Genomic DNA, 24555 nt, shown 5'->3' on the forward strand with positions numbered 1-24555 from the left:
AAGAACTGTCTTAAATTTAAAAAAAATGTAAATATAAATTTAAATAATGCTAATTTAAAATCCAAAAATTTAAATAAAGGAAAAATAATGATTTCTCAAAAAACTGCCAGACGTGTTGGTCTGATTGTACCAAGTTCAAATGTCACTATGGAAACAGAGATACCAGCACTCTTGCGTGCAAGAGAGGATATTTTTCCAGACCATTTCACTTTCCATTCCTCACGTATGAGAATGAAAAATGTAACAAAAGAAGAATTGGAACGGATGGATGATGACAGTCTTCGTTGTGCCGCTGAACTCTCAGATGCTGCAGTGGAGGTTCAGGCTTATGCGTGTCTTGTTGCAATTATGAGTAGAGGTCATGGTTACCATAATGTGAGTGCTAAAAGATTGTTTGAGGCAAGTGCTGCAAATGGATCACCAACACCTACAGTTAGTTCTGCTGGAGCTTTGGTCGATGCACTTCATTCGCTAGGTGCAAAAAAAGTCTCAATTATTTGTCCATACATGAAACCTTTGTCAAAAATGGTTGTTGATTATATTGAAAGTGAAGGAGTAGAGGTAAAAGATTATCTGGCACTGGAAATTCCAAATAACTTAGATGTTGCTTCACAAGACCCAATGGCACCTGCTGAACTTTGGAAAAAACTTGATACAAAAGGAGTAGATGCAATTGTTGCTTCAGCTTGTGTTCAAATGCCATCTTTGCCTGCCATTGAAGCAATAGAAAAACAAACTGGTATCCCTACATTATCTGCTTCAGTTGCTACTACTTGGAGTATTTTACAAGCCTTGGGATTAAAAGCTATCACACCCGGAGGAGGAACTCTTTTGAAGACAGATATAAAAAATACAAAAGTGTAGACAGTTTTAGTTTAAGACTTTTTTATATTCTTCAATAATTGTACTCCACTTAAACTTAGCAGAGCTTTCTTTGGCAGCCTTTCCATACTCATGAAATTTATTATTTTCTAACATTAAATTAATAGATGAGTAAACTTCATCTAATTCATTACCATTACAGATTAAACCCGTCTTCTCATGCTCGATTGCATCTGCTGCACCTCCATCTTTTCCTCCAAGAGAAGGCAATCCATATTGAGCTGCTTCAACATAAGCAATACCAAATCCTTCAACAGATTTTTTATGAACAATTGATGGCATTACAAAAACATTAGATTTAGCAACTAGTGCATTTTTTAATTCATTAGAGATATCTTTAAAAAACATCACTTGTGGCTGAAGACCTAATTCAGCTACTAACTTTTTTATGTTTTCCTCTTCGACTCCATAACCCACACAAATATAGACAATACTTGGATAGATTTGTTTTAAATTTCGAAGAGCCATGATGACTTTTTCATGATTTTTTCTTTTATCAAATCTAGAGACAGTAATTAATCTAGGAGATTTGTGTTTTAATAAGTTCTCTACTTTATCTAAAGTTTTTTTATCTAATTCTTCAACGGGGTCAACACCAGGATTAATAACTATGATTTTATCTTGCTGAACACCCAATGAAATAGCTAGATTTTTAGTGTACTCAGAATTAGCAACGATGGTTTCAACATTATCTAAAACTTCTAATACCCTTTTATTAAGAGAGGTGCCTTTTTCATGATTAATTTCTTTACCATGGATCAAGCATATCTTTTTTTTATTAGTTTTAAGATGTTCTAAACTTTTCCAATGATCAGCAATAATGCCATCAATTTTATTTTCTTTAATAAATTCATTAATCAATTGAGCTTTTCTATATTTTCTAAGAAGTTTTATTCCACCAACACGTTCTATTGAAAAAGAAACTTGCTCATCAAATAATTGATGATTTTCATAATGATCAGCAAATACTTTTATCATGTAGTGTTTTGAAAGTTCATTCGCTAAACCCCACATTAAATTTTGCATGCCCCCAACTTCTGGGGGAAATGTTTTTGTAACTATTAAATACATTAATTATCTAACCATTTAATACCACAGCCAACACTTGGAATTTGCGTTTCAGGACCTTTGCCCGTCTCAGCTATTTGTTTCATTGCAATAAATAAATCACTATCACCAGATCTCACTGGTTTTAAATTGTCTAATTCTTTTATTCGACCTCTGTATTGTAATTCTAAATTATTATTGTATCCAAAAAAATCAGGAGTACACACTGCATCATAACTTTTTGCAACATTTTGAGTTTCATCAAATAGATAAGGGAAATTAAATTGATGTTTTTTAGCAAATTCAATCATATTTTCAAAACTATCTTCAGGATAATTTATTGGATCATTTGCTGAAATAGCTATTGCTTTTACTCCATGCTTTTCTAAATTTTTACAATCTTCGACAATGTCTTTAATAACAGCTTTTACGTAAGGGCAGTGGTTACAGATAAACATAACCAAAGTTCCATTTGTCCCTTTAATGTCATTTAATTTTATAATTTCGTTATTAGTGGACTTTAATTCAAAGCTTTTAGCAGCTTGTCCGAAATCACATATTGGAGTTTTTAACGGCATGTTATAATAATATATAAGTTATGTTTTATGATTTGGAAGATAAAAAAGTTAAAAATTTAGGTAATAATTGGTCTGCATCTAATGCATCTATCATTGGTGATGTCACTTTAGAAAAAAATACCAGCATTTGGTTTAATGTTACTTTAAGAGGCGATGTTGAAAATATTCATGTTGGTGAAGGCTCTAATATTCAAGATGGCAGTGTATTGCACACTGATCCAGGTTATCCATTAAAAATTGGTAAAGATGTAACTATTGGTCATTTAGTTATGCTTCATGGCTGCACAATTGATGACAATTCTTTAATTGGAATTGGTGCTGTAATTTTAAATGGAGCAAAGATTGGAAAAAATTGTATCATTGGTGCAAATGCTCTGGTAACAGAAAATAAAGTAATACCAGACAATTCATTGGTTATTGGATCTCCTGGTAAAATTGTAAGACAAGTCTCAGACGAAGAAGCAAAATTAATTACTGAAAACGCTATTCACTATCAGGACAATTGGAAGAAATATTCTAAATCAGTTTTTTAGGGAATTAACCAAGTATCCTTGTTATTCTCTAAATCAAATTTAGCACGACGGTGACCTTTAGCTGCTAAATAAAGCCACTCCATACTTTTAACCTTACATTGAATAACAGTAAAATTTTTATATCCAACTTCACTTTGCTCCATAGTAAATTCAAAATTATCTAACTCAGGTTTTAGTCCTGAAGTAGGGGTTTCAGATAATGTTCCTGGTCCGTTATCTACTAAATAACACTTTCTACTCATATGTCCTGTTTTTAACCAAGACTGTTTTGTAATATCATTTTCATGATTAACGGTACATTCAACTTTAAGTCTAACTTGAATCTTTTCATCCTTGTCATAAAATAACATTGCTGCATTTTTATTTGCTTTTAATTTAGTAATTTTATCTGATCTGATATCGCTATGGTATTGGACAAGATTATTTTCTCTATCTGATTTTCTAAGAACTACAATTCTTCCATCAAAGTCATTTTGATTACCAGAGATAAATACTGGAATTCTAAATGGAGAGCCTCTATCTTTGATAGCATTATCCAACATTGACCAAATTTTATTTTTGATCTCTTCAAAATCTTCGTAGTAGGCTGGTTGCATTATAGATTATTTACTAAGTCTTCTAATCAAACTCGATGTATCCCAACGGTTTCCACCCATATCTTGAACTTCACCGTAATACTTATCAACCACTTCAGTTACAGGAAGTTGTGAGCCATTATTTTTAGCTTCATCCATTGCAATTTTTAAATCTTTTCTCATCCAATCAACTGCAAAACCAAACTCAAATTGATCATCAATCATCGTTTTGTATCTGTTTTCCATTTGCCAAGATTGAGCAGCACCTTTAGATATAACTTCAATTACATCTTCCATATTTAAGCCTGCTTTTTTTCCAAAGTTAATCGCTTCTGATAAACCCTGAACAAGACCTGCAATACAAATTTGGTTAACCATTTTTGCTAGTTGACCATTTCCAGCACCACCTAATAATTTCATTTTTTTACTATAGCAATCAATAATGTCTTTAGCTTTATCAAAGTTTACTTGATCTCCACCAATCATTACAGTTAGCGCACCATTTTCAGCACCAGCTTGACCACCAGACACAGGTGCATCCAAGAAACCAAATTCATTCTTTAATGAATGAGCGTAAATCTCTCTAGCTATTGTTGCGGATGCCGTTGTGTTATCAATATAAACTGAACCTTTTTTAATTGTTTTAAAAATACCATTGTCACCAAAAGTAACTTCTTTTAAATCGTTATCATTACCAACACAGGTAAATATAAAGTCAGCTCCCTCAGCAGCTTTTGCAGGTGTATCTGCTTTAGATCCTTTAAATTCAGCAACCCATTTGTCAGCTTTTGCAGCTGTTCTATTATAAACAGTTACATTGTGGCCTGCTTTTGATATATACCCTGCCATTGGATAACCCATGACACCTAAACCTATAAATGCAACATTGCTCATAATTTCTATTTCCTATGTTTAAAAGTTTGAATTTTAAAGTAATTTTATTTGGTTTTATATTTACATTTTTTTCAAGTTTTGGACAGAGTTTTTTTTTAGGATTGTTTAATTCAAGTATAAGAGATGCACTTTCTATCAGTCATGGTCAATTTGGATCAATATATGCATCCGCAACTTTATTAAGTAGTTTTATACTTGTTTGGGTTGGTAAAAAGATAGATGACTTTAATATTTTAAAATTTGCATCTTATGTGATTGCTTTACTGGCAATCTCTTGTTTTTTATTTTCTAAAATCTCTTCAGTAGTTTTTTTATTTTTCTCAATTTTTTTAATGAGATTGTCAGGTCAGGGACTAATGTCTCATACTGCAACTACAACGATTTCAAGATTTTTTGAAAAGACTAGGGGACGTGCATTAAGTACAACTTGGCTTGGTTTATCGTTGGCTGAATTTATTTTGCCATTATTAATTATTTTTTTATTAACTTTTGTCGATTGGAGAAATATTTGGATAGTTATTTCAATTTTTGTCATTGTAGTGTTGCCAATAATTACTTTTTCATTAGTAAAAAATATTAAATTAGATTCAAGGGAAATTATAAATCTTAATGATGTTAAGACAAAAGAAATCAAACAATGGAAAAGAAGTGAAGTATTAAAAGATTACAGATTTTATATTATTTGCTTAACTATGTTGGCGATGCCCTCAATTGCAACAGGAACATTTGTTTATCAATCTTTTATAGTCTCATCTAAAAATTGGGGACCTTATGTAATAGCCCAATCCTTTATGGTGTATTCAGTTCTATCAGTTATTACTTTATTTTTATCTGGGTTTTTGATTGATAAATTTACAAGTAGAAAATTATTAATCTACATGAACATTCCTTTATTAGTTGCAACCTTTGTGCTTTATTATTTTAATTCACCATTTTCATCTTATGCTTTCCTTGGTTTAATTGGGGTTTCAAATGGACTATCAAATGTTTTAGGTTCTGCTACATGGGCTGAAATTTATGGTGTTAAATATATTGGTTCCATTAAAGCTCTCACAACAGCCTTCATGGTTTTTTCAACTGCATTTGGAACAGCTTTATTTGGAATATTGATTGATAATAGCTTTTCTATTGAACAAATCGCTTTAGTTTCAGGATCTTATGTCTTAATTGCAATATCGTTGCTATTCCTTGTAAAGAGCAAGCTTAATCCTCAATATTTGTAAAATTAACCTTGATTTTTTTTAACCACCGTATAGATACTGCGCATGGCTAGAGTAACAGTAGAAGATTGCATAGATAAAGTAGAAAGTCCTTACGAATTAGTATTGGTTGCTAAAGAAAGAGCTGTTCAATTAAATTCAGGTCTTGAGCCTACTCTTGATAGAGATAACGACAAAAACACAGTTATATCTTTAAGAGAAATTGCAGAAGAAACTATTAAAGTTTCAGACTTAACTGATAGTGCCATTCATAAACTTAGAAAACATGTTGAACAAGTTGATGATGGTACAGATGATGACGAAATTATTGGTGATGATTTTGATAGTATGTACAAAGGTGAAATTTCTAAAAGTGGAACACCTATTCTACCATCTAAAAGAGCTAGAAAAATTCCAGAAAAAATTCAAGTTGCACCGGAAGATTTAGAAGAACTAACTGCAAAAGCAGAACCTGAAGTAGAAGTTAATCCAGAACTTGAAACTGCTAGTGAAGAAACTGAAACTGTTAGTGAAGAAACTGAAACTGTTAGTGAAGAAACTGAAGTTTCTTTAGATCAAATAGCTGAAACTGAAACTGCAAAAGAAGATGCAGAAGAAACAGAACCTAATAGTTAATTATTAAATTCCTTTAAGATTTTTTCCCTATGTTCATCTAAGTCTGGAATATCACCACGCGTTGTTTCATCCTTATAATTAGACATTTTAATTGGATTACCCGCTAATTTAAAATCTCCAATTACTTTGTGATGTGCTTTAACAATCATATTTCTTGCTTGAACTTGAGGGTTTTCAACGGCTTCTTTAATATTAAATATTGGACCACATGGAATTTTTTCTTTTTCCATTTCACTTATCCAGTCATTAGTATTCTTAACAATAAGTTTATCTTCAAGTATTTTTTTAAGATCATCCATATTTTCTGATCGCAATGAGTTTGTATTAAATTTTGGATCTTTAGATATTTCAGGAATATTTAAAACATTACAAAGTTTTTCAAATAATTTTTCATTACCAGCTGCTATAATGATGTGACTATCTTTTGTTTTAAAAGCCTCAAAAGGAGCAATAGATGGGTGACGGGATCCCATTGGTTTTGGTATTTCATTTTTAGCAAGATATCTTGCAATAGCATTTTCTAAAATTGCTATTTGACAGTCCAGCATTGAAACATCAATAAAAGTTCCTTTGCCAGTTTTTTCTCTATCATAAAGGGCTGCATTAATTCCAACAGTTGTGAATAAGCCTGCAGTAATATCACCGATAGATGTACCAACTCTTGTTGGTTCAGAATTTGGCTGACCGGTAACACTCATTAAACCACCCATACCTTGAACAACCATATCGTAAGCAGGCAATTCTTTTAATGGACCTGTTTGTCCAAAGCCAGAAGCTGATGCATAAATTAATCTTGGATATTTTTTACAAACATCTTTCCATCCATATCCCCATTTTTCTAATGTACCTGGTTTAAAATTCTCAACTAAGATATCTGCTTTAGCTAATATTTTTTCAAATATTTTTTTATCATCAGTGTTTTTTAGATTAAGTGCTATACTTTCTTTCCCTCTATTTAGTGACATAAAATAGGCTGAATAATCCTCAATAAAGGGCCCAAATTTTCTTGAATCATCACCAACCTCTGGCGCTTCTACCTTTATCACTCGTGCACCTAAATCTGAGAGCATCATTGTGCAATAAGGGCCAACTAGGACCCTAGTTAGGTCAAGAACTAATAGGTTTTTTAAAGGACCGTCCATATTTTATACAATAGTGTGTTTGTGTAGTGTTGACTCTTATCAATAACTTTAATTATATGCATCTCTTAAATAACATAATGAGAGGAATAATAATGTTTAAAAAAATATCGTTATATTTTACAGCATTAGTTTTAGTTTTATCAACAGTTGGTTCTGCTTATGCGGTAACGTTAAAAGCAAGTCACCAATGGCCTGGTACTCCTAGAGCTGATGGATCTTTTGACCCACGTCACGAAATGGTTCAAATTATTGCTGATGAAGTAAAAAAAGCTAATGTTGATATTGATATCAGAATTTACCCTGCAAAATCTTTATATAAGCCTAAAGAACAGTGGAAGCCAATGACTACTGGTCAATTAGATATATCTGCTTTCCCTTTAGGATACGCATCAAAGTTTCACCCAGAGTTCAGTGCAACTTTAATGCCAGGAACAGTTAAAAACCATGATCATGCACTAAGATTTAATAAATCTCCAATGATGACTGAGATTAAAAAAATCATTAATGATGCAGGTGTAGTTGTTTTATCTGATGCTTGGTTAGGTGGTGGTTTTGTTTCAAAAACAAAATGTATTAGAAAACCTAGTGATGCAAAAGGTCAAGTAATGAGAGCAGCTGGAAAAGCATTTAACCAAATGCTTGAAGGTGCAGGAGCTGGTATTCAAAGTATGCCATCTTCAGAAATTTATACTGGTCTACAAACAGGTGTATTAACTGGTGCAAATACTAGCTCAGGAAGTTTTGTAAGTTACAAAATTTACGAACAAGTAAAATGTGCAACACCTCCAGGAAAATTTGGTCTATGGTTTATGTATGAGCCGATCCTTATGTCTAAGAAGTCTTTTGATGCTTTAAGTTCTAAGCAACAAAAAGCTCTTATGAAAGCTGGAAAAGTAGCTGAAAAATATATGACAGCACAAGTAGCTAACCTTGATAAGACATTTGAAGATGCTTATAGAGATGCTGGTGTTGAGTTAGTATATATGACTGCCGCAGATCACGCTGAATGGATTGAGATCGCAAAGAAAACTGCCCACAAAGCGTTTGCAGAGCAAGTACCAGGTGGTGCTAAGCTTATGGAAATGGCTTTAGCAGTTAAATAAATTAATATATAAAGCCCTTGTTTTAAAATAAATAAGGGCTTTTTTTATGATAAAAAATTATTTAAAATTTTGTAATTACACAGCTCAAGCTTGTGGAGCTTTTGCTGTAGGTGCTCTAATCTTGTCTATCTTGGTAATTGTCGAACTAGTTTTTGAAAGATATTTTTTTCAACATGCAATTACTTGGCAAACAGAATTGGTTACAATGTTGCTTGTTGCATCTACTTTTATTGGTAGTGCTTATGTTTTAAGTGAAAAAGCTCATGTAAGTATGGAGTGGATCTACGACTTTATGTCTAAAAAAAATATTATTAAACTCAAGATCTTTACTTCATTTTTAAGCTTAGGGTTTTTTCTAACATTGTTTTATTTTGGTTTCTTAATGGTAGAGGAAGCTTTCATTAAAAATTACACTACAGGCACAATATGGGATCCTCCTTTATGGGTGCCTTATTCATCAATGTTAATAGGTTCTATTTTAATGATACTTCAATATATTGCTGAAATAATAAAACTATTTGATGAAAAGGATTTTAAATAATGGATCCGTTAACGATTGCAATAATTGTTGCTGTTTTTACACTAATAGTTTTATTCTCAGGTATTCCAATTGCTTTTGGATTAAGTTTTGTTTCAATTACTCTCTTGGTTGCTTTCGAAGGACTGCAAATGTTAGATGTATTTGCTGAAACTTTTTATGCAGGACTAAATTCTTTTGTATTACTGTCAATCCCGATGTTCATTCTTATGGGGATGGCAGTTGCCCATTCACCTGCAGGCAAAGATTTGTATACTGGTCTTGATAGATGGTTATGGAGAGTTCCAGGTGGTTTAGTTATATCTAATATTGGTGCATGCTCTATTTTTGCAGCTTTAAGCGGATCAAGTCCAGCGACATGTGCTGCTATTGGTACCATGGGAATTCCTGAAATGAGAAAAAGAGGATACTCAGATGAAATTGCCACAGGAACAATTGCTGCTGGAGGAACTTTAGGAGTTTTAATTCCACCTAGTATAGTTTTAATTGTTTATGGTATGGCAACAGGAACTTCTATTGGAAGACTATTTTTATCTGGCATTATTCCTGGGTTTATGTTGGCAAGTCTTTTTGCTGTGTGGGCATTAATACACAGTTACTTCATTGATAAAAATGCATCAAAATTATTAAGAAATAGAAAGCCACCAACTTTAAAAGAAAAATTTGAAGTTCTTCCTAGAATTTTTCCGTTTTTAGCAATCATTGTTGGGGTTTTATATGTTCTCTATGGAGGAGTTGCGACACCATCTGAAGCATCTGGTGTTGGAGCATTTTTAGTTTTTGTAATGATTGCAGTTGTTTATAAAATTTATCAGCCTAAAAAAATATGGAATATTGTTAAAATTTCAATGAAAGAGAGTGTTATGATAATGTTTATTATTGCGGCATCCTATCTTTTTGCATTCACACTATCCCAACTTTATGTAACGCAATCCCTTGCTCAAAGCATGATTGAATTAAGTAGCAATAAGTGGATGATTTTTTTAATGGTTAATGTGTTTTTACTTGTTGCTGGTTTCTTTTTACCACCAGTTGCCGTTATTGTGATGACTTCAGCTATATTATTACCTGTTATAACTACGTTGGGTTTTGATCCATATTGGTTTGCGATTGTATTCACTATAAATATGGAAATAGGCTTAATTACACCACCTGTTGGATTAAATCTTTATATAATAAAAGGAATAACACCTGATGTAAGTTTATCTACAATCTTAAAAGGATCATTTCCATTTATGATGATGATGGTTTTATCCATATTGATATTGTGTATTTTTCCTGAAATTGTAAGTTGGTTACCTGATAAATTAATGGGTAAACCTCTTGGATATTAAAAAAGACATTAATAGAAAAATTTCTGTAGCACCCATGATGGATTGTACAGATCGTCATGATCGATATTTTTTAAGGTTGATGAGCAAGAATGTTATGCTGTACTCAGAAATGGTTGCAACAAAATCTGCAATACATGGAGACCGAAAAAAAATTTTATCTTATAGTCCTGAAGAAAAACCCTTAGCTTTACAAGTGGGTGGATCCGATAAAGCAGAATTAGCTGAAGTTGCAAAAATTGCAGAAGACATGGGTTATGATGAGATTAATATCAATCTAGGTTGTCCTAGTAAAAAAGTTCAAAAAAATATGTTTGGTGCTTGCTTGATGAGAGAACCAGATCTTGTTGCAGAATGCATCGATTCAATGGTGAATGCTTGTAAAATTCCAGTCACTGCAAAAACTAGAATTGGTTTTGATGATACTGAAGAATTTGATTACTTAAATAATTTTATATTAAAGATGAAAGGGGTTGGTTGTAGCACTTTTATATTACATGCTCGAAAAGCTATTTTAACTGGAATGTCACCTAAACAAAATTTAAATATTCCAAAACTTAATTATGGAATGGTCTACAAAATAAAAGTAGAAAATCCAGACTTAGAAATTATTATCAATGGAGGAATTTCAAAAATTGATGAGATTAAAAATCATTTAACCTTATGTGATGGTGTTATGATTGGTAGATCCATATATCAAAATCCTTATTCGTTAGTTGAAATTGAAAATGAAATTTTTGGAACAAAAGAAAGACCTACAAGAGAAGAGATTGCCGAGAAACTACTAGAGTACCTTGAGAAAGAAGTTAAGCTTGGCACAAAAGTAAATCATATTATGCGACACACAGTTGGATTATATCATGGGCAAATTGGTTCAAAAGATTGGAAGAGATATTTAAGTGATAATATGATGGCAAGAGATTCAGATTTTCAAAAATCAAAACATATAATGACTATTGTGCAAAATAACGAGAAAGCTAATCAAGTTAGCTCATAATGGAAAATTTAAACTACGGTGAGATAATTAACCTACTAGCGGTCCTTGGAATATCTGCGGCTGTAGCAGGTTTTATGGCTGGATTACTTGGCGTTGGTGGTGGAATTATAATGGTTCCAGCTTTGTATTATGCTTTTACTGTATTAGATTTTGAATTAGCAACTAGAATGCATTTAGCTGTTGGAACTTCTTTAGCAATTATTATCCCAACTTCAATAATTTCGACCAAGACTCATATGGAATATGATGCGGTGGATTTCAAGATGGTAAAATCCTTTGGTATATTTATCTTATTGGGGGTTATAGCGGGGACTTTTTTAGCAGTAAATCTAAAGACACCAACTCTAGTATTATTCTTTTCAATATTTGCTTTTATGGTGGGTTTATTTTTTATTTTCCTTAGAGAAAAACTTGTGGAAAATCCTAAAACAATTTCTAACATTGTTAAAAACATTTCTGGGATTGTGATTGGTTTTATTTCAGTGCCCCTAGGTATTGGTGGTGGATCTCTAATGGTGCCATTTATGAGAACTTTTGGTTATGACATAAGAAAATCGATTGGCACAGCTGCAGCAGTTGGTTTTTTGATTTCACTTAGTGGAACGATCACCATGATTATGGGTGGAAAGATAATTGATAATATCAATACTCCTTTTAGTGTGGGTTATATAAATCTATTAGGGTTTGCAGTATTTGTTCCAGTTACAATGATTATGGCTAGGTTAGGAGCAAAGGCTGTTTATAAAATAGATAAAAAACTATTAAGTAAAATATTTGGTACTTTTTTGCTTATAGTATCCATAAGATCTTTCGTTGAATATTTAAATATTATATAATTAATTATGTTTAATTTTAAAGAGATAATTTCATCAATTGCTGATGCAGGTCAAAAACTTTTTAGTATAAAAAATATTAAAAAAAATGACTTAGAATCTATTATATCTTTATGTGATGATTTAATTTCACACAAAGGGGCAGCATTCGGTATTACTGTAGCTAGAGATATTACTGAACTATATCAATCACTATCTCCAGAAAATAAATTATTATTTTTTAAAAAAATTAACGATAAATATAAGCCCAGCTTTACAAAAGTTAATGAAGCAATTGAAAATTATACGAAATCTCAAAATGAAAAAACTTTGTCTGATTTATTTAAAGTTTCTGAAGGTAAGAGAAGGGAACTTTTTAGAAGAATGAATATGGCACCCAATGGAACTGCGATTATAGTTGCCTTGAGAGAAGATTTAATAAAAATATTAAAAGACAATAAAGAACTTTCAGAATTAGATAATGATCTTAGACATTTATTTAGAGCTTGGTTTAATCCAGGATTTCTTAAACTTGCTAAAATCACATGGGATACAAAGGCTGCAGTTTTAGAAAAAATAATTAAATACGAAAGAGTTCATCAAATAAAAGATATGAACGAACTTAAAAGAAGGTTAGGTGAAGATAGAAGGTTTTTTTCTTATTTTCACCCGGCACTTGAAGATGAGCCTATTATTTTTGTTCAAGTAGCCCTTACAAAAGGTCTTGGTAAATCTATTCAAGAATTAATGAAGCCGACTGATAATGAGGTAAAATCTTATGATACAGCTACTTTTTATTCAATTAGTAACTGTCAAGAAGGTCTATCAAGAGTAACCTTGGGTAATTTTTTAATAAAGAGAGTGGTTTATGAAATACAAGAAGAACTACCTCACATTAAAAACTTTGGTACCTTATCACCTATCCCAGGGTTTGCTGATTGGTTTACCTATTTAGAGGAAACTAAGATTAAAAATATTTTAGGCGATCTAAAAGATCAAGATGCGATCTTTTTAAAATCTCAAGACTTAAAATTAGGTGATAGTAGAATTATAAGAAATAAAGAAGCTATAATAAGATTAGTAGCTCATTATATTGTTAATGAAAAAAATGAAAAAGGACTACCAGTGAATGATGTTAGTAGATTTCATTTAGGCAATGGAGCAATTGTTGATGATATAGTTGTTAATGCAAATATTTCAGAAACTGGTTTTAAAAGATCTTATGGTGTGATGGTTAATTATCTTTATGAACTTAAAAATATAGAAAAAAATCATGAAGAATATATGAATAATAATAAAGTAATCGTCTCTGATAAAATAAAGAAATATTTATAAATATATTCTTTATTTTTTAATTAAGACCCCACTTAACTTTATTCCAGATTCTTTCATGAAAATAATAAAAAAAGAGAGGAATTATAGAACCTAGCCCTAGTATTCCAGCTCCCTTAAAACTACCAGTAAAAATATATCCAAATATTACCCAGTAGATAAAAATAAAAAGTCTCCATGAAAATGTTTTAGCAACGGAACGTATTTGTTTATCAGCCATAATAAAATTAGCCTATAATAATTTTTGCTTATAGAACACATTTATATTAATATTTAACTATGACTAATAAAGTAAGTAAAAATTTTCTGAAAGATTCTCATTTAATAGCTGATTTAAAACTATGTAGTATTCGTTTAATTGATAATGTTAAATTTCCCTGGATCATTTTAATTCCTAATAAAAAAAATATTACGGACATCACAGAACTAAAATCTAAAGATCAAATATTACTGATGAAAGAAATTGTCCATTGCAGTAAGTTAATGAAAAAAATTTTTAAAACAAAAAAACTTAATGTTGAAAAGATTGGCAACATTGTTCCTCAATTACATATTCATATTATTGCAAGATCTACTAATGATAGTACGTGGCCTTTGTCAGTTTGGGTGGTTAAAGGGAAGCCTTATACAAAAGTACTATTAATGAAAACTATCGCTAAGATTAAAAAGTATTTTAAGGATTAAAGGGTAAGGACAGAGGTAGTTTTAGTCTCCCGCCACTACCTCTTAATTATTGTGTATCTGATTCGTCGTAAATTTGTTAACACTTATTAATTGAAAGTAGACTTTATCAACCGCTTGCTTTACTAAATAGCTAGCATCTCGATTCATAAATAATTAAAATTTAAACATTGATTAAAACCACACTCTCATCATTTGCAAAATCTATTGGTTTTAACTCACAAGATTATATTCCAAAGGAAGGGGCATCCTTTTCTTTATTTAGAATTGAAGTTTTATCAGGCTTAACGGTTGCTTTAGCCTTAGTTCCTGAAGCTATTGCCTTTGCTTTTGTTGCAGGAGTTGCACCTTTATCAGGGCTTTATGCAGCTTTTATTGTTGGGTTGATTACAGCTGTATTTGGTGGAAGACCTGGAATGATTTCAGGAGCAACTGGTGCCTTAGCTGTTGTTATGGTTTCTCTTGTTATGGATCACGGTGCTCAATATCTATTTGCAACCGTAGTGTTAATGGGAATTTTACAGTTACTAGCTGGTGTCTTTAAGCTTGGAAAATTTATTAGAATGGTACCTCAACCTGTAATGCTGGGTTTTGTTAATGGACTTGCTATTGTAATTGGGATTTCACAACTCAGTCAGTTCAAAACTGTTAATTCAATAGGTCAATCTGTATGGATTACAGGGAACATGTTATATTATTCAATAGGGTTCGTTGCTTTAACTATGTTAATCATTTGGTTGCTACCAAAAATTACTAAAGCAGTTCCAGCAACTCTAGCTGCAATTTTAGCAACATCTGTATTAGTTTTAGTATTAAAGATTGATATTCCAAGTGTTGGAGATCTTGCAAGTGTTAAGGGTGGATTACCAAATTTTTCAATACCAAGTGTTCCATTGAACTTTGAAACATTAAAAATAATTTTTCCTTATGCATTTATACTTTCAGCCATTGGCTTAATTGAAAGTTTGTTAACTTTAAACTTAGTAGGTGAAATTACCAATAAAAGAGGGGGTGCGAGCCAAGAATGTTTAGCTCAAGGCTTAGCAAATACAGTTACAGGTTTTTTTGGTGGAATGGGTGGATGTGCGATGATCGGACAATCCATGATTAATGTAAAGTCAGGTGGTAGAACTCGTATAGCTGGAATTGCTGCTGCATTATTTTTATTAATTTTTATTTTATACACTTCATCTTATATTGAGATGATTCCCATTGCAGCCCTCGTTGGAGTGATGTTTATGGTTGTGATTGGAACGTTTGCGTGGAACTCATTAAAGATATTATTTTTTGTACCAAAGAGTGATGCGTTAGTGATCGTCCTTGTAACTGTTGTAACTGTTTTGGAAGATTTAGCAGTTGCTGTAATTGTAGGAGTTATAGTATCGGCATTAGTATTTGCTTGGAAATCTGCATCTAGAATTAGAGCTGTTGAGAGACCGTCCATTAGAGAAAAAGGAGCCAAGGTGTATGAAATAGAAGGGCCACTATTTTTTAGTTCAACTGATAGTTTTTTAGAATTATTTAAGCCAGAAGAAGATCCTGAAGTAATTATTATAGATTTTGCTGGGTCAAAAGTAATTGATCAATCCGCATTAAAAGCTATTGAAGATATTGCTGACAAATATAATAGTTTTGGAAAAAAAGTTAAATTAAGACATTTAACTAAAGATTGTCATAGATTATTAAGCAGAGCAGGTCAGCTTGTTGTTGATAGTGATGACGATCCTGATTACGGAATTGCAGTTGATTATGATGTTAAATTAGGTATTTTTGGCAGGTAAGATGAGCAAAGAGATAAAAGCAGATGATGTAATTTTCAATTTCTTTCAACAAATTTGTGATGAGAAAGATGATCCAAAGTGTGTTGAACTTGGAAATAGTTGGATTAATGCAATGAAAACTAATCTTACTAATATGGAAAAAAATCTAGAAGAGACTGACAAAGTTAAGCATCAAGAAAATATTGATAGCAATATGAATCATCTTAATAATTTGAAGGATAAATCAGCTAGTCAATGGCGTGAATATGCAACACAGTGCATGGTTGAGATTTTAGATCATAAAACAAAATCGTGAATTTCTTTAAAAGATTATTTTCAAGCAGCAATTTAGAATTACAAATCAATGATGGTGGAAGAGCTGCAGCGGGATACAAGGGTAAAGCTGGTGATTGTGTGGTTAGATCTATTGCCATTGTATCAGGTTTTCCTTATCAAAGAATTTATGATGATTTATATGAAGCAAATGAGGAATTTAGAACTACATCACGAACTAGACTCGCCAAAAGCTTAAAACAAAAAAATGACAGCCCAAGATCAGGTACACACAGAGTAGTTGTTAAAAAATATCTTGAAAAATTAGGATGGCAATGGACACCAACAATGTTTATTGGACAAGGTTGTAAGGTTCATTTAAAAAAAGATGAACTTCCTAGTGGTACTTTAATTGTATCTTGTTCAAAACATATAACTGTTGTTAAAGATGGAATTTTACATGACACTTATGATTGTTCAAGGCGTGGCACACGTTGTGTTTATGGATATTGGACAAAACCTAATTAAATTAATTCAAGACTATCACTTATGAAAAAAATTATAGTATCTTTTATTTTAATTTTATCTCTTGTAATTTTTAATAAAACTATAATTTCTCAAGTAATTATTTTTACTACATCAAAACTGAGTGATAAAAATATATCTATAAAAAATATTGATATAGATTATTCAAAAAAACAATTAACTTTGAATTCAATACAGGTTAAAAACACCAGTAAAATTTATTATGAAAATATTTTTGAAGCAGAAAAAGTTAAAATTAAATATAATTTTAAATCATTATTTACTGATTTAATAATTATTGATCATTTAAGTTTTTATAATTCAAAGATTTTTGTAGATATTGAAATTAAAGATGGTGTGATTACTAATGACAATTTAGAAGAAGTTAAAAAAAATAAAGATAATTATAAACCAAAAATTTACCCAATCAAAAAAAAGGATATAAATTTTTTAATTTTAAAACTTGAAACACATGATACCCAGGGATTTATTAAGACATCTAGAAAATCAAATGAAATTAAAATAAATCTTTCAAATATTAGCTTTAATAAAATAGGAAATAAAACTGGTTTTCAGCATTATAAAAAAGTTTTTAAAATTGTATTAGGAGATATTTTTTTAAAAGTTCCTGGTATAGATTTAAAAAATTTAATAAAAAAAACATATAAATTGCAACACGAATAACCAATTAAATTGATACTCACTTTTAAGCGTATATCAGCATTTAAAAATTATATTATTTAGAGACAACCTAATGATGTTTTGTTAGCATCTAATTGTGAAAAAAATATTTGGAACTAGCTTTATTGGCAAGCTTTTTACCATTTTAGTCTTAAGCTTATTATTAACTAATGGTGCAAAAGCTGGTTGTGATGATGCCCCAACTGATGGGGTAGATTATTCTAATTGTCAATTCTCAGAAGGCCAAGATTTAAGTAGAGCCTATATACCAAACTCTAACCTTTCTTTCATTAGCTTTATTAAAGTCACCTTTGATAAAGGTGTAATGATGAATGCAACATTGGCTAATGGCAATTTTGTAGAATCTTCTTTTATTAGAACCAATTTATATGAAGCAAATCTTGAAGGTGGTATTTTTGAAAAAGCAAACTTTTCAAGTGCCAACTTAACAAGAGTAAATTTCAAAGGCTCATCATTAATTGAGACAAACTTTAGTAATAGCAACCTTTTTGAAGCTGATTTAACAGGTGCTAACATTTTAAATGCCACATTTGATGGTGCCAATTTAAACAACGCAGTTTGGATTGATGGAACCAAATGCTCTTTAGGTTCTATTGGAAAATGTGCTAAATAGTTAAAAGTTAATTTATAAAATATTTATGAAAAAATTTTTAACCACCTTAGTATTTTTTATTTTTTTCATAGTAAATGCTAAAGCTAATCAATTAAGTGAGTCACCTTTTATACCAGATAATGTTTTAAACGATTTCAAATCTCTTTCAAAAGAACACAAGGTTAATGTTTGCTTTAAAAGTTTTGATCCATTTATAGATAAAATAAATGAAGATCTTCCAATGAAAATTCAAGGCTACAACTCAAAAATGGATAATGAGAATAAAGTAAAAGGCACCCGTGCAATGGATGTCTTTAGAGAATTTGCCTCCACCACTAATTATGCATTCATTTCTGAAAATTTTGAATTACAAGAATTTTTATTTGATAAACTATTTGAATGGGCAAATGATAAAGCGCTGACAAAAACTAAAGTTTGTTACACTAATATTGAGAATAGATTTATATTAAAAGAATGTGAGGGTTCCTGGAAAGATCCTAAAGGTCAAGATCCAGCACCAACCCATGATTCTTCAAGAACTTTAGAGGTAATCATGGGTTTAAATTACTTATATGATTTTTATTTTATCGATTATAAAAAAGATGACCTAAGGCATAAAGTTATTAACGAATGGATTAAACCTTTTCATAAAAGAATAAAATATGTAAAAGAATTTACTTATTTTGGTAACTCTGCAGGTTGGTTCTTTCCAAACCTTTCAATTAAACATAGTCAAAATAAAAAATATAAAACTTTGGTAAAGAAACTAATTAAAGGATCAGATAAATTATTATTAAAAGATGGAAGCATTAAGGATAGAACTACAAGGGGAAACCGTGCATTGTGGTATCATCATTCAGCTTTAGGAGAGGCTTTTATAATAATGGAGATAGCAAAAGCAGCCAATGTTAAATTACCAAAAAATTATGAAAAAAAATTATTAAAAGCTGTAGAATTGTTTCATGACGCATATCTTGATCATTCAGTAATTGAGCCATGGGCAAAAAAGAAATATAACTCTCATGCAAGTAATGGAAAACAGGACTTTAGGAGTGACTTTAACTCAACTTCTCATGGTTCAGCCTGGTTTCATATCCTTCAATATAGATACCCAGATCATAGGACCTCTAAGTTTATAAAAGATGAAATGTATCCAAGAGCAGCATCTTTAAAGTCAGATCAAACACTTGGTATCAGTTTAGGATGTATTTATAATTCTTTAGCTAATTAACTTATTATACAGGTTTAATTTTTTGATTAATAACAAGCACAGCTCCAATAATTAAAATAGGTAAGCCTATTATTAAATCTTGCTGCCATTCTAAGTTTTCAAACACTGTTGAGATTAATAAAGCAAGTACAGGCATAACAACTCCTACATAACCAGCTCTCCCAGCCCCTACTTTCTCTAATAATCTTAAATAAAAGATAAAAGCAAATATTGAGCCAACTATTGATAAATAAGCAAGAGACGCGATGTAACTGAAGCTATATTCAAATAGTAATTCAGTACCTTTTATCTGAGTGATTAACAAAGTAACTAATGATCCATAAAGCATTGCGTGCGCAAGTGTTGGTATTAATGGAAAGTTGTTATTTAAGTTTCTTTGGTGAACCATGTTACCTGTTGATGCACAAAATGTTCCAAGCAATGCTAAAAATAATCCAACATGAGTTCCATTTGCTAAGCTGAAATTGAAAATTTCATCACTGAAAATGATTATAATTCCAATCATTCCAATGGTTGCACCCAGTAAAGTTTTTAAAGAAGGCTTTTTTTTAAAGTAAAATCCTTCTCCTAAAATATTCATAATAACTACCGTTGAAAAGACAACGGCTGGAAATGCACTTATTAAATAAGTGTTTGATAGGTAAAAGAAAACGTAATTTAGAGAATAAAGACAAATACCAAAAAATAAAAACCATGCATGTTGATTTAAAGAAAACTTAAGATTTTTCTTCTTATAAATCAGATAAATAAAAATAATTATTGCAGCAATTAAAAACCTATAGAATACTGAAACTAATGGATCAACGTAGCCTAACTGAAATTTGATGACATACCAGGTAGGGGACCAGCAAAAAAGGGTGACTAAAAATAGAATATAATTGTTCATTATTTTGGATTATAGTTAATCAAATTCAAAAAAATATAAAATTAAAATAACTTTAAATATTAAAATGGTCACAGCTTCTGAAATAATATTAGCAATTGTTATCGTTGGCTTATCCATTGTTATGCCTATTTATTATTCTTACCAAAGAAAGAAGAACCCAAAGCAAGACAATAAACCTGCAGATGGTAATGAGATAAAGAATTATATCGATAAGATTAATGAAATTACCCGTAAAAAACATAAATGAAAAAACGTTTATCAGGGTGCAGTGAGTGTGGAGATGATACTGCTATCTTAACGCAAGTGAGTTCAGGCCCTGAAGTCATCTTACTTTGTACAGATTGTTATAATTTTAAGCATTCAAATGAAACACAAAACTATATCAGCCATGAAGAAGAAAAAAATTAATAAGGTAAAAACTAAGAAACCTGCACTTAATTATTACGGTCTTGGTAAATTTAACTATCTTATCTTTAAGTTTCTTTGCTCAAGATTTAAGCTTAGATAATGAGTAGGGACAATAATTCAAAAGGGATAGTTTTAATACTGATTGCAATGAGCTTGTTTGCAATCCAAGACTCGTTAATTAAATTTATATTTGAAAAATCTGCTCTTTATGAGATCTTCTTTGGAAGGTATTTGATTGCAGCAACAGTGCTTTTTATTTATTTAAGTTTTAAAAGACAGAAAGTATCGCTTAAAACACATTACCCTGTATTAACTTTTGCAAGAGTGTTGCTACATTTTGTTGCTTTTTCAACCTTTTTTATCTCTATCACTTATATGCAACTAGCAACTGCTAATGCTTTATTCTTTTCTTGTCCTTTTTTCGTATCTATCTTTGCTAAATTTTTCTTAAAAGAATTTATTGGTATTAGAAGATGGTCCGCTATTGCCTTTGGTTTTTTTGGTGTATTAATCGTCTTAAATCCTGATTTTGAAAATTTTGATTATAGAAATTTGTTACCAGTGTTAAGTGCTTTATTTTATGCAGCATCAATGACTATTACTAAATACACATCTGATAAGGATGATGTAAACACCCAGTTATACTATTTTTATTTAATTGCTCTTGTTTTATGTGGCATCATTTATGTCTTTATGGGCAATGGTCAATTCAACAACACTGATTTTGACCCAACTACACAGTTTATATTTAGAGAATGGTTTACAAATTTTGATTATACTTGGAAGTTTATATTATTCTTTGGAGTTGCAGCATCTATTGGGTTCTTATGTATCTTTTCAGCTTATATTATTGCATCCCCATCCGTTGTTTCATTATTTGAATATTCATTGATTATTATGTCAATGATCCCAGGTTATTTTTTGTTTAATGAAATTCCATCTCTTAGAACTTTGTTAGGGGTCATTTGTATAATTTCAGCTGGGGTTTATATTTACTTTAGAGAAGGTGTTCGAAAACAGTACGTTGCATCTAAAATTCCAACTAGAAGATAAACCAATTAATTATCATTTCATCACCTAGACACCTGATTTAAGATTTAGTAGTATATCTTTATGTATTGGGTAATCTTAATATCTTTTCTAATCCTACTTGCTATTAGCTTTGTTGTTTCAAACCCTGAAAATAAACTTATAAAAAATAAAAAGAATAAAATCCATCTTTTGGATTATCAAATAAGTAGCGACGTCCTCTCAGCCGGTGTAATGAACTTTGTAAGATATATTTATACACAACATTATATTTCTCCTTAACTGTTATTAATTTAAATAAGAGCCTATTTTTTATAATTAGTTAAATACAAGTGTATGACTGATCTAATAGAAGTGTTCTCTCATAGGTTGCTCAAATTGTACTTTTATAATTATTATAGTTGATTAACCTTCATTTCATCACTTAAATACCTGATTGGTGGTTGTGGCGTATATGCTGCCATGTTATTGTTTTTTGATAAGGAGGTCATATGACCAATTTGTATAAAGTTAAAGTCGACGTAGTTGAAAAATCAACATCGTCTAGAGAAGAAATCATCAACGCAGAATCCGCTGATGATGCTAAGGAAAAGGTTATTAGTTATTGCAAAGAGCAATTAGTTGATAACGACCGCCTTAAAGAAATAACAGAGGTAAAAATCAGTACTGCAAAAGACGCTGTCACTGAAATCAAAAACAAAGATTTACCTAACGGCAGACCAGGTAACCCTGTCAGCTTGTAAAATCAATAACTGAGTAAATATGGTCTCGGTTTTGTAGCCGTGGCCATGTTGATTAAATATTCACTAATCGTTAATTGAGTAAGCTCCTTAATCTGTGTATTGTCTATTAATGGTTAAAGTTGCAAAAGATAAGTGGGACAAGGTAATTGAATACCTAACACATTCAGACAGTGATCTTGAGAAAGTATTAAGCTTATTAAAGGGGTGTGATCAAGGTATTGCATCTAATTATGATGTTAATAGAGCGTCTTATTCATTAAATATTATTGCGATAGTTACACAAAAGCAACTTGATCCAGAAAATAAAGACAAGTCACTCACTCATATAATTAGACAGTGGGTTAAATCAAAAGACTTCATCCAATTTTATAATTTGATGAGAAAACAAGAAAATATTACTTGGGATAAGAGTAAACTTGAAGATTACACCAAACAATTAAAAGACCTTTGGTACAGTAAATCACAATCTAAAAACAAAGAATATTTTAAAAAAATAGACGGATTTAATAAAACAGCTGGGGCAAATCTTTTAAAAAAAGATAGCAAAGAAGAGCTAAGACCGAAAGCTAAAATAATTGAGAAAACCTTTGATAAAATAAAGCAGAATGAAAGACGGTCTCGTACAATCGTTTCATAATACAAACTAGATATAATGATGGATCAGATATTACCCTTTGTTTATATGCTAGGGATACTCTTATTAGTACTCCCAGCTTTTCTACAATCTAATTCTAAATTAAAACAATTCTTAACTAATCTTACTATTTGGATTGTTATTATCCTTATAATTCTAACAATCATCTATTTCATTAAGTGATAATCATTCCATCACCTAGACACCTGATTTAAGGTTTGGTAGTCTTCATTAATGATTAAATATATTCTGCCAGCTATAATTGCCCTCTTCATTGTGGTGTTCTGGGAAAAAATTACTGAAATAGTATTCAAAAAATTTAATATTAGGCTGAATTATATTATTGTGAGTGCTGTATTAATAACTATCGCTATAATAATTTTATTAATCAATTTTTAAATTCAATGGTTTTATTATATTTCTCCTACCTAATCATAGTAGCAAATATTTTAATTTTCTCTGTTGGTTATGTAGCTAACATAGCCTTCATTGGTTTATTCTTCGGCGGTTTAACAGCTATCGGAACCGATCCTATTATTCTTATACTAGGTGCTTTGTTAGGTGCTGGATTAGTAGCTAAACCATATAAATTTTCAGTAATATATTTATGGCTAGGTGCAATGTTTTTAACAATGCTAGTGCATGTTGTCTTAGGTACTACGAAAGTTATGGTAGATGTAGTTAAATTTGATGTCTTACTAATAATTTCTGCACTCATAATTATTATTACAAGTTTCTTTAGACCACTGATTATTGAGATGACAGAGGATTTTGATAAAAATGTTAAATAAAGCTCCAAAGTAATGCCTAGAAAACCTAACTACAAAGATTTATTAAAAAAATTTAAAAAAAGAAACATTAAAAATCCAGAAAGAATAGCAACAGCTTATGTCAAAGGATTAACTGCAGGATCCAAAAAAAAGGCTACTAAAAATTTAGCAGGGATTATAGATTAAAGAAAAAATGATAAAATTTTTAGGGATCATAGCTCTGGGGTTGTTATTAATAACTTCGTCTCAGGCAGATGATAATGTTGAAATTTATTTGTTAAACCAATTAGATGACCCAAGAGGTTTTTGTATTGATATAAGAGGGCATAAATTAAAAGCAAAAATTGATAAAGGACTTCAGGCACACACTTGTTATTCTTACCAAGGAGAAATCTCTCCAGATCAAGGTTTTAATCCTCTTGAATTAACTAACAACCAATTTATCTTACCATCTTTTAACGTTTGTATGGAAGCCTCATCACTTAAAGCATCAACAAATTTAAAATTAGAAAAATGTGATCGTAACAAGCTTCAAAATTTTGAATGGTCTAATAAAAATGAGATCCGTTTGATTAGTAATAGAAAATTATGTCTTACTGTTGGTCAGGGACAATCTAAGAAAGGTGGGGGTGGAACTCCAGTTCATTTAATGAGAAATTTATCATTGGAACTTTGTAATAAATCACTAAATTCCTATCAAGCTTGGAGTGTAAGAAAATAAA

General features: G+C 30.8%; 33 protein-coding genes. 26 read left to right on the forward strand and 7 right to left on the reverse strand.

Going from position 1 to position 24555, the window contains the following annotated elements; genetic code table 11:
- The first annotated feature begins 87 nt into the window (after nt 1-87).
- Nucleotides 88-864, forward strand: coding sequence for an Asp/Glu racemase (locus ABXT65_RS02010; RefSeq protein ID WP_415289888.1), 777 nt, complete (start codon nt 88-90; stop codon nt 862-864).
- 6 nt (nt 865-870) lie between these two features.
- On the opposite strand, the gene ABXT65_RS02015 is transcribed toward ABXT65_RS02010, so the two are convergent.
- Nucleotides 871-1953 carry a glycosyltransferase family 4 protein gene (locus ABXT65_RS02015; RefSeq protein ID WP_415323852.1) on the reverse strand — a complete coding sequence of 361 codons (1083 nt, stop codon included), beginning with the start codon at nt 1951-1953 and terminating at the stop codon, nt 871-873.
- A complete protein-coding gene (locus tag ABXT65_RS02020; RefSeq protein WP_415323854.1) occupies nt 1953-2507 on the reverse strand; it encodes a thioredoxin family protein in 555 nt (184 codons plus the stop codon). The genes ABXT65_RS02015 and ABXT65_RS02020 overlap by 1 nt, the downstream gene beginning before the upstream one ends.
- A 20-nt stretch (nt 2508-2527) precedes the next feature.
- Here ABXT65_RS02020 and ABXT65_RS02025 point away from each other — a divergent pair, with 20 nt between their 5' ends.
- Nucleotides 2528-3040 (forward strand): gamma carbonic anhydrase family protein, encoded by a 513-nt coding sequence (locus tag ABXT65_RS02025; protein ID WP_415323856.1) that lies wholly within the window; start codon nt 2528-2530, stop codon nt 3038-3040.
- On the opposite strand, the gene ABXT65_RS02030 is transcribed toward ABXT65_RS02025, so the two are convergent.
- Both ABXT65_RS02030 and ABXT65_RS02035 read right to left on the reverse strand, forming a co-directional pair.
- Complete coding sequence (locus ABXT65_RS02030; protein ID WP_415323857.1) at nt 3037-3636, reverse strand: flavin-binding protein; 600 nt, start codon at nt 3634-3636, stop codon at nt 3037-3039. The genes ABXT65_RS02025 and ABXT65_RS02030 overlap by 4 nt on opposite strands.
- 6 nt (nt 3637-3642) lie before the next feature.
- Nucleotides 3643-4509: an NAD(P)-dependent oxidoreductase gene (locus ABXT65_RS02035; RefSeq protein ID WP_415323858.1), complete on the reverse strand. Its 867-nt coding sequence runs from the start codon at nt 4507-4509 to the stop codon at nt 3643-3645.
- Between the two features lie 14 nt (nt 4510-4523).
- Between ABXT65_RS02035 and ABXT65_RS02040 the strand changes: the two genes are divergently transcribed.
- Both ABXT65_RS02040 and rpoZ read left to right on the forward strand, forming a co-directional pair.
- A complete protein-coding gene (locus ABXT65_RS02040; protein WP_415323859.1) occupies nt 4524-5732 on the forward strand; it encodes an MFS transporter in 1209 nt (402 codons plus the stop codon).
- A gap of 42 nt (nt 5733-5774) precedes the next feature.
- The gene (gene rpoZ / locus ABXT65_RS02045; RefSeq protein WP_415323860.1) at nt 5775-6344 is read left to right on the forward strand and encodes a DNA-directed RNA polymerase subunit omega; all 570 of its coding nucleotides are present in this window, start codon (nt 5775-5777) and stop codon (nt 6342-6344) included.
- On the opposite strand, the gene ABXT65_RS02050 is transcribed toward rpoZ, so the two are convergent.
- A complete protein-coding gene (locus ABXT65_RS02050) occupies nt 6341-7486 on the reverse strand; it encodes a CaiB/BaiF CoA transferase family protein (RefSeq protein ID WP_415323861.1) in 1146 nt (381 codons plus the stop codon). The two genes, rpoZ and ABXT65_RS02050, sit on opposite strands and share 4 nt — an antisense overlap.
- A 92-nt stretch (nt 7487-7578) precedes the next feature.
- On the opposite strand from ABXT65_RS02050, the gene dctP reads away from it, so the two are divergent.
- From dctP to ABXT65_RS02080, 6 genes are read left to right on the forward strand one after another with little or no spacing between them, the layout of a single operon-like run.
- Nucleotides 7579-8589 carry a TRAP transporter substrate-binding protein DctP gene (gene dctP, locus ABXT65_RS02055; RefSeq protein WP_271482773.1) on the forward strand — a complete coding sequence of 337 codons (1011 nt, stop codon included), beginning with the start codon at nt 7579-7581 and terminating at the stop codon, nt 8587-8589.
- A gap of 46 nt (nt 8590-8635) precedes the next feature.
- Nucleotides 8636-9130: a TRAP transporter small permease subunit gene (locus tag ABXT65_RS02060; protein WP_415295665.1), complete on the forward strand. Its 495-nt coding sequence runs from the start codon at nt 8636-8638 to the stop codon at nt 9128-9130.
- Entirely contained in the window at nt 9130-10461 is a 1332-nt protein-coding gene (locus ABXT65_RS02065) for a TRAP transporter large permease (RefSeq protein ID WP_415295666.1), read from the forward strand. Before ABXT65_RS02060 ends, ABXT65_RS02065 begins: the two co-directional genes overlap by 1 nt.
- Nucleotides 10451-11455, forward strand: a complete 1005-nt coding sequence (dusA, locus tag ABXT65_RS02070) for a tRNA dihydrouridine(20/20a) synthase DusA (RefSeq protein ID WP_415323862.1) — start codon at nt 10451-10453, stop codon at nt 11453-11455. The genes ABXT65_RS02065 and dusA overlap by 11 nt, the downstream gene beginning before the upstream one ends.
- Complete coding sequence (locus tag ABXT65_RS02075; RefSeq protein ID WP_415323863.1) at nt 11455-12291, forward strand: sulfite exporter TauE/SafE family protein; 837 nt, start codon at nt 11455-11457, stop codon at nt 12289-12291. The genes dusA and ABXT65_RS02075 overlap by 1 nt, the downstream gene beginning before the upstream one ends.
- Before the next feature lie 6 nt (nt 12292-12297).
- Nucleotides 12298-13602 carry a malonyl-CoA decarboxylase domain-containing protein gene (locus tag ABXT65_RS02080; protein WP_415302663.1) on the forward strand — a complete coding sequence of 435 codons (1305 nt, stop codon included), beginning with the start codon at nt 12298-12300 and terminating at the stop codon, nt 13600-13602.
- Nucleotides 13603-13618: 16 nt separating this feature from the next.
- On the opposite strand, the gene ABXT65_RS02085 is transcribed toward ABXT65_RS02080, so the two are convergent.
- The gene (locus ABXT65_RS02085; RefSeq protein WP_415289854.1) at nt 13619-13819 is read right to left on the reverse strand and encodes a DUF2061 domain-containing protein; all 201 of its coding nucleotides are present in this window, start codon (nt 13817-13819) and stop codon (nt 13619-13621) included.
- 59 nt (nt 13820-13878) lie between these two features.
- Between ABXT65_RS02085 and ABXT65_RS02090 the strand changes: the two genes are divergently transcribed.
- The 7 genes from ABXT65_RS02090 to ABXT65_RS02120 all read left to right on the forward strand — a co-directional run bounded on the left by ABXT65_RS02090 (nt 13879) and on the right by ABXT65_RS02120 (nt 19363).
- Entirely contained in the window at nt 13879-14283 is a 405-nt protein-coding gene (locus tag ABXT65_RS02090; RefSeq protein ID WP_415323865.1) for an HIT domain-containing protein, read from the forward strand.
- A 167-nt stretch (nt 14284-14450) separates the two neighbouring features.
- Entirely contained in the window at nt 14451-16061 is a 1611-nt protein-coding gene (locus ABXT65_RS02095) for a SulP family inorganic anion transporter (RefSeq protein ID WP_415323867.1), read from the forward strand.
- A 1-nt stretch (nt 16062) separates the two neighbouring features.
- A complete protein-coding gene (locus ABXT65_RS02100; protein WP_415323869.1) occupies nt 16063-16356 on the forward strand; it encodes a hypothetical protein in 294 nt (97 codons plus the stop codon).
- Nucleotides 16353-16841 carry a hypothetical protein gene (locus tag ABXT65_RS02105; RefSeq protein WP_415323870.1) on the forward strand — a complete coding sequence of 163 codons (489 nt, stop codon included), beginning with the start codon at nt 16353-16355 and terminating at the stop codon, nt 16839-16841. The genes ABXT65_RS02100 and ABXT65_RS02105 overlap by 4 nt, the downstream gene beginning before the upstream one ends.
- A gap of 21 nt (nt 16842-16862) precedes the next feature.
- Entirely contained in the window at nt 16863-17522 is a 660-nt protein-coding gene (locus ABXT65_RS02110; protein WP_415323872.1) for a hypothetical protein, read from the forward strand.
- Between the two features lie 94 nt (nt 17523-17616).
- Complete coding sequence (locus ABXT65_RS02115; protein WP_415323873.1) at nt 17617-18153, forward strand: pentapeptide repeat-containing protein; 537 nt, start codon at nt 17617-17619, stop codon at nt 18151-18153.
- Nucleotides 18154-18178: 25 nt separating this feature from the next.
- Nucleotides 18179-19363, forward strand: a complete 1185-nt coding sequence (locus tag ABXT65_RS02120; protein WP_415323875.1) for an alginate lyase family protein — start codon at nt 18179-18181, stop codon at nt 19361-19363.
- 4 nt (nt 19364-19367) lie between these two features.
- On the opposite strand, the gene ABXT65_RS02125 is transcribed toward ABXT65_RS02120, so the two are convergent.
- Nucleotides 19368-20249, reverse strand: a complete 882-nt coding sequence (locus ABXT65_RS02125) for a DMT family transporter (protein ID WP_415323877.1) — start codon at nt 20247-20249, stop codon at nt 19368-19370.
- A gap of 64 nt (nt 20250-20313) precedes the next feature.
- Between ABXT65_RS02125 and ABXT65_RS02130 the strand changes: the two genes are divergently transcribed.
- The 9 genes from ABXT65_RS02130 (at nt 20314) to ABXT65_RS02170 (ending at nt 24554) form a co-directional block, all read left to right on the forward strand.
- The gene (locus ABXT65_RS02130; protein ID WP_415323878.1) at nt 20314-20496 is read left to right on the forward strand and encodes a hypothetical protein; all 183 of its coding nucleotides are present in this window, start codon (nt 20314-20316) and stop codon (nt 20494-20496) included.
- Nucleotides 20493-20657 (forward strand): hypothetical protein, encoded by a 165-nt coding sequence (locus ABXT65_RS02135; RefSeq protein ID WP_415323879.1) that lies wholly within the window; start codon nt 20493-20495, stop codon nt 20655-20657. Before ABXT65_RS02130 ends, ABXT65_RS02135 begins: the two co-directional genes overlap by 4 nt.
- Nucleotides 20658-20756: 99 nt before the next feature.
- Complete coding sequence (locus ABXT65_RS02140; protein ID WP_415323880.1) at nt 20757-21710, forward strand: DMT family transporter; 954 nt, start codon at nt 20757-20759, stop codon at nt 21708-21710.
- Nucleotides 21711-21770: 60 nt separating this feature from the next.
- Nucleotides 21771-21968, forward strand: a complete 198-nt coding sequence (locus ABXT65_RS02145) for a hypothetical protein (protein WP_415323881.1) — start codon at nt 21771-21773, stop codon at nt 21966-21968.
- A gap of 209 nt (nt 21969-22177) precedes the next feature.
- Nucleotides 22178-22429: a hypothetical protein gene (locus ABXT65_RS02150; protein WP_415323883.1), complete on the forward strand. Its 252-nt coding sequence runs from the start codon at nt 22178-22180 to the stop codon at nt 22427-22429.
- A gap of 109 nt (nt 22430-22538) precedes the next feature.
- Nucleotides 22539-23066 (forward strand): hypothetical protein, encoded by a 528-nt coding sequence (locus ABXT65_RS02155; RefSeq protein WP_415323885.1) that lies wholly within the window; start codon nt 22539-22541, stop codon nt 23064-23066.
- A 401-nt stretch (nt 23067-23467) separates the two neighbouring features.
- Nucleotides 23468-23854, forward strand: coding sequence for a hypothetical protein (locus ABXT65_RS02160; RefSeq protein ID WP_415323886.1), 387 nt, complete (start codon nt 23468-23470; stop codon nt 23852-23854).
- Nucleotides 23855-23866: 12 nt separating this feature from the next.
- Nucleotides 23867-24019, forward strand: a complete 153-nt coding sequence (locus ABXT65_RS02165; protein WP_415323888.1) for a hypothetical protein — start codon at nt 23867-23869, stop codon at nt 24017-24019.
- A gap of 7 nt (nt 24020-24026) precedes the next feature.
- On the forward strand, nt 24027-24554 hold the full coding sequence (locus ABXT65_RS02170; protein WP_415323890.1) for a hypothetical protein: 528 nt from the start codon (nt 24027-24029) through the stop codon (nt 24552-24554).
- The last annotated feature ends 1 nt before the right edge of the window (nt 24555 follow it).

The organism is Candidatus Pelagibacter sp. Uisw_127, assembly GCF_047722515.1.
Taxonomy (GTDB): domain Bacteria; phylum Pseudomonadota; class Alphaproteobacteria; order Pelagibacterales; family Pelagibacteraceae; genus Pelagibacter.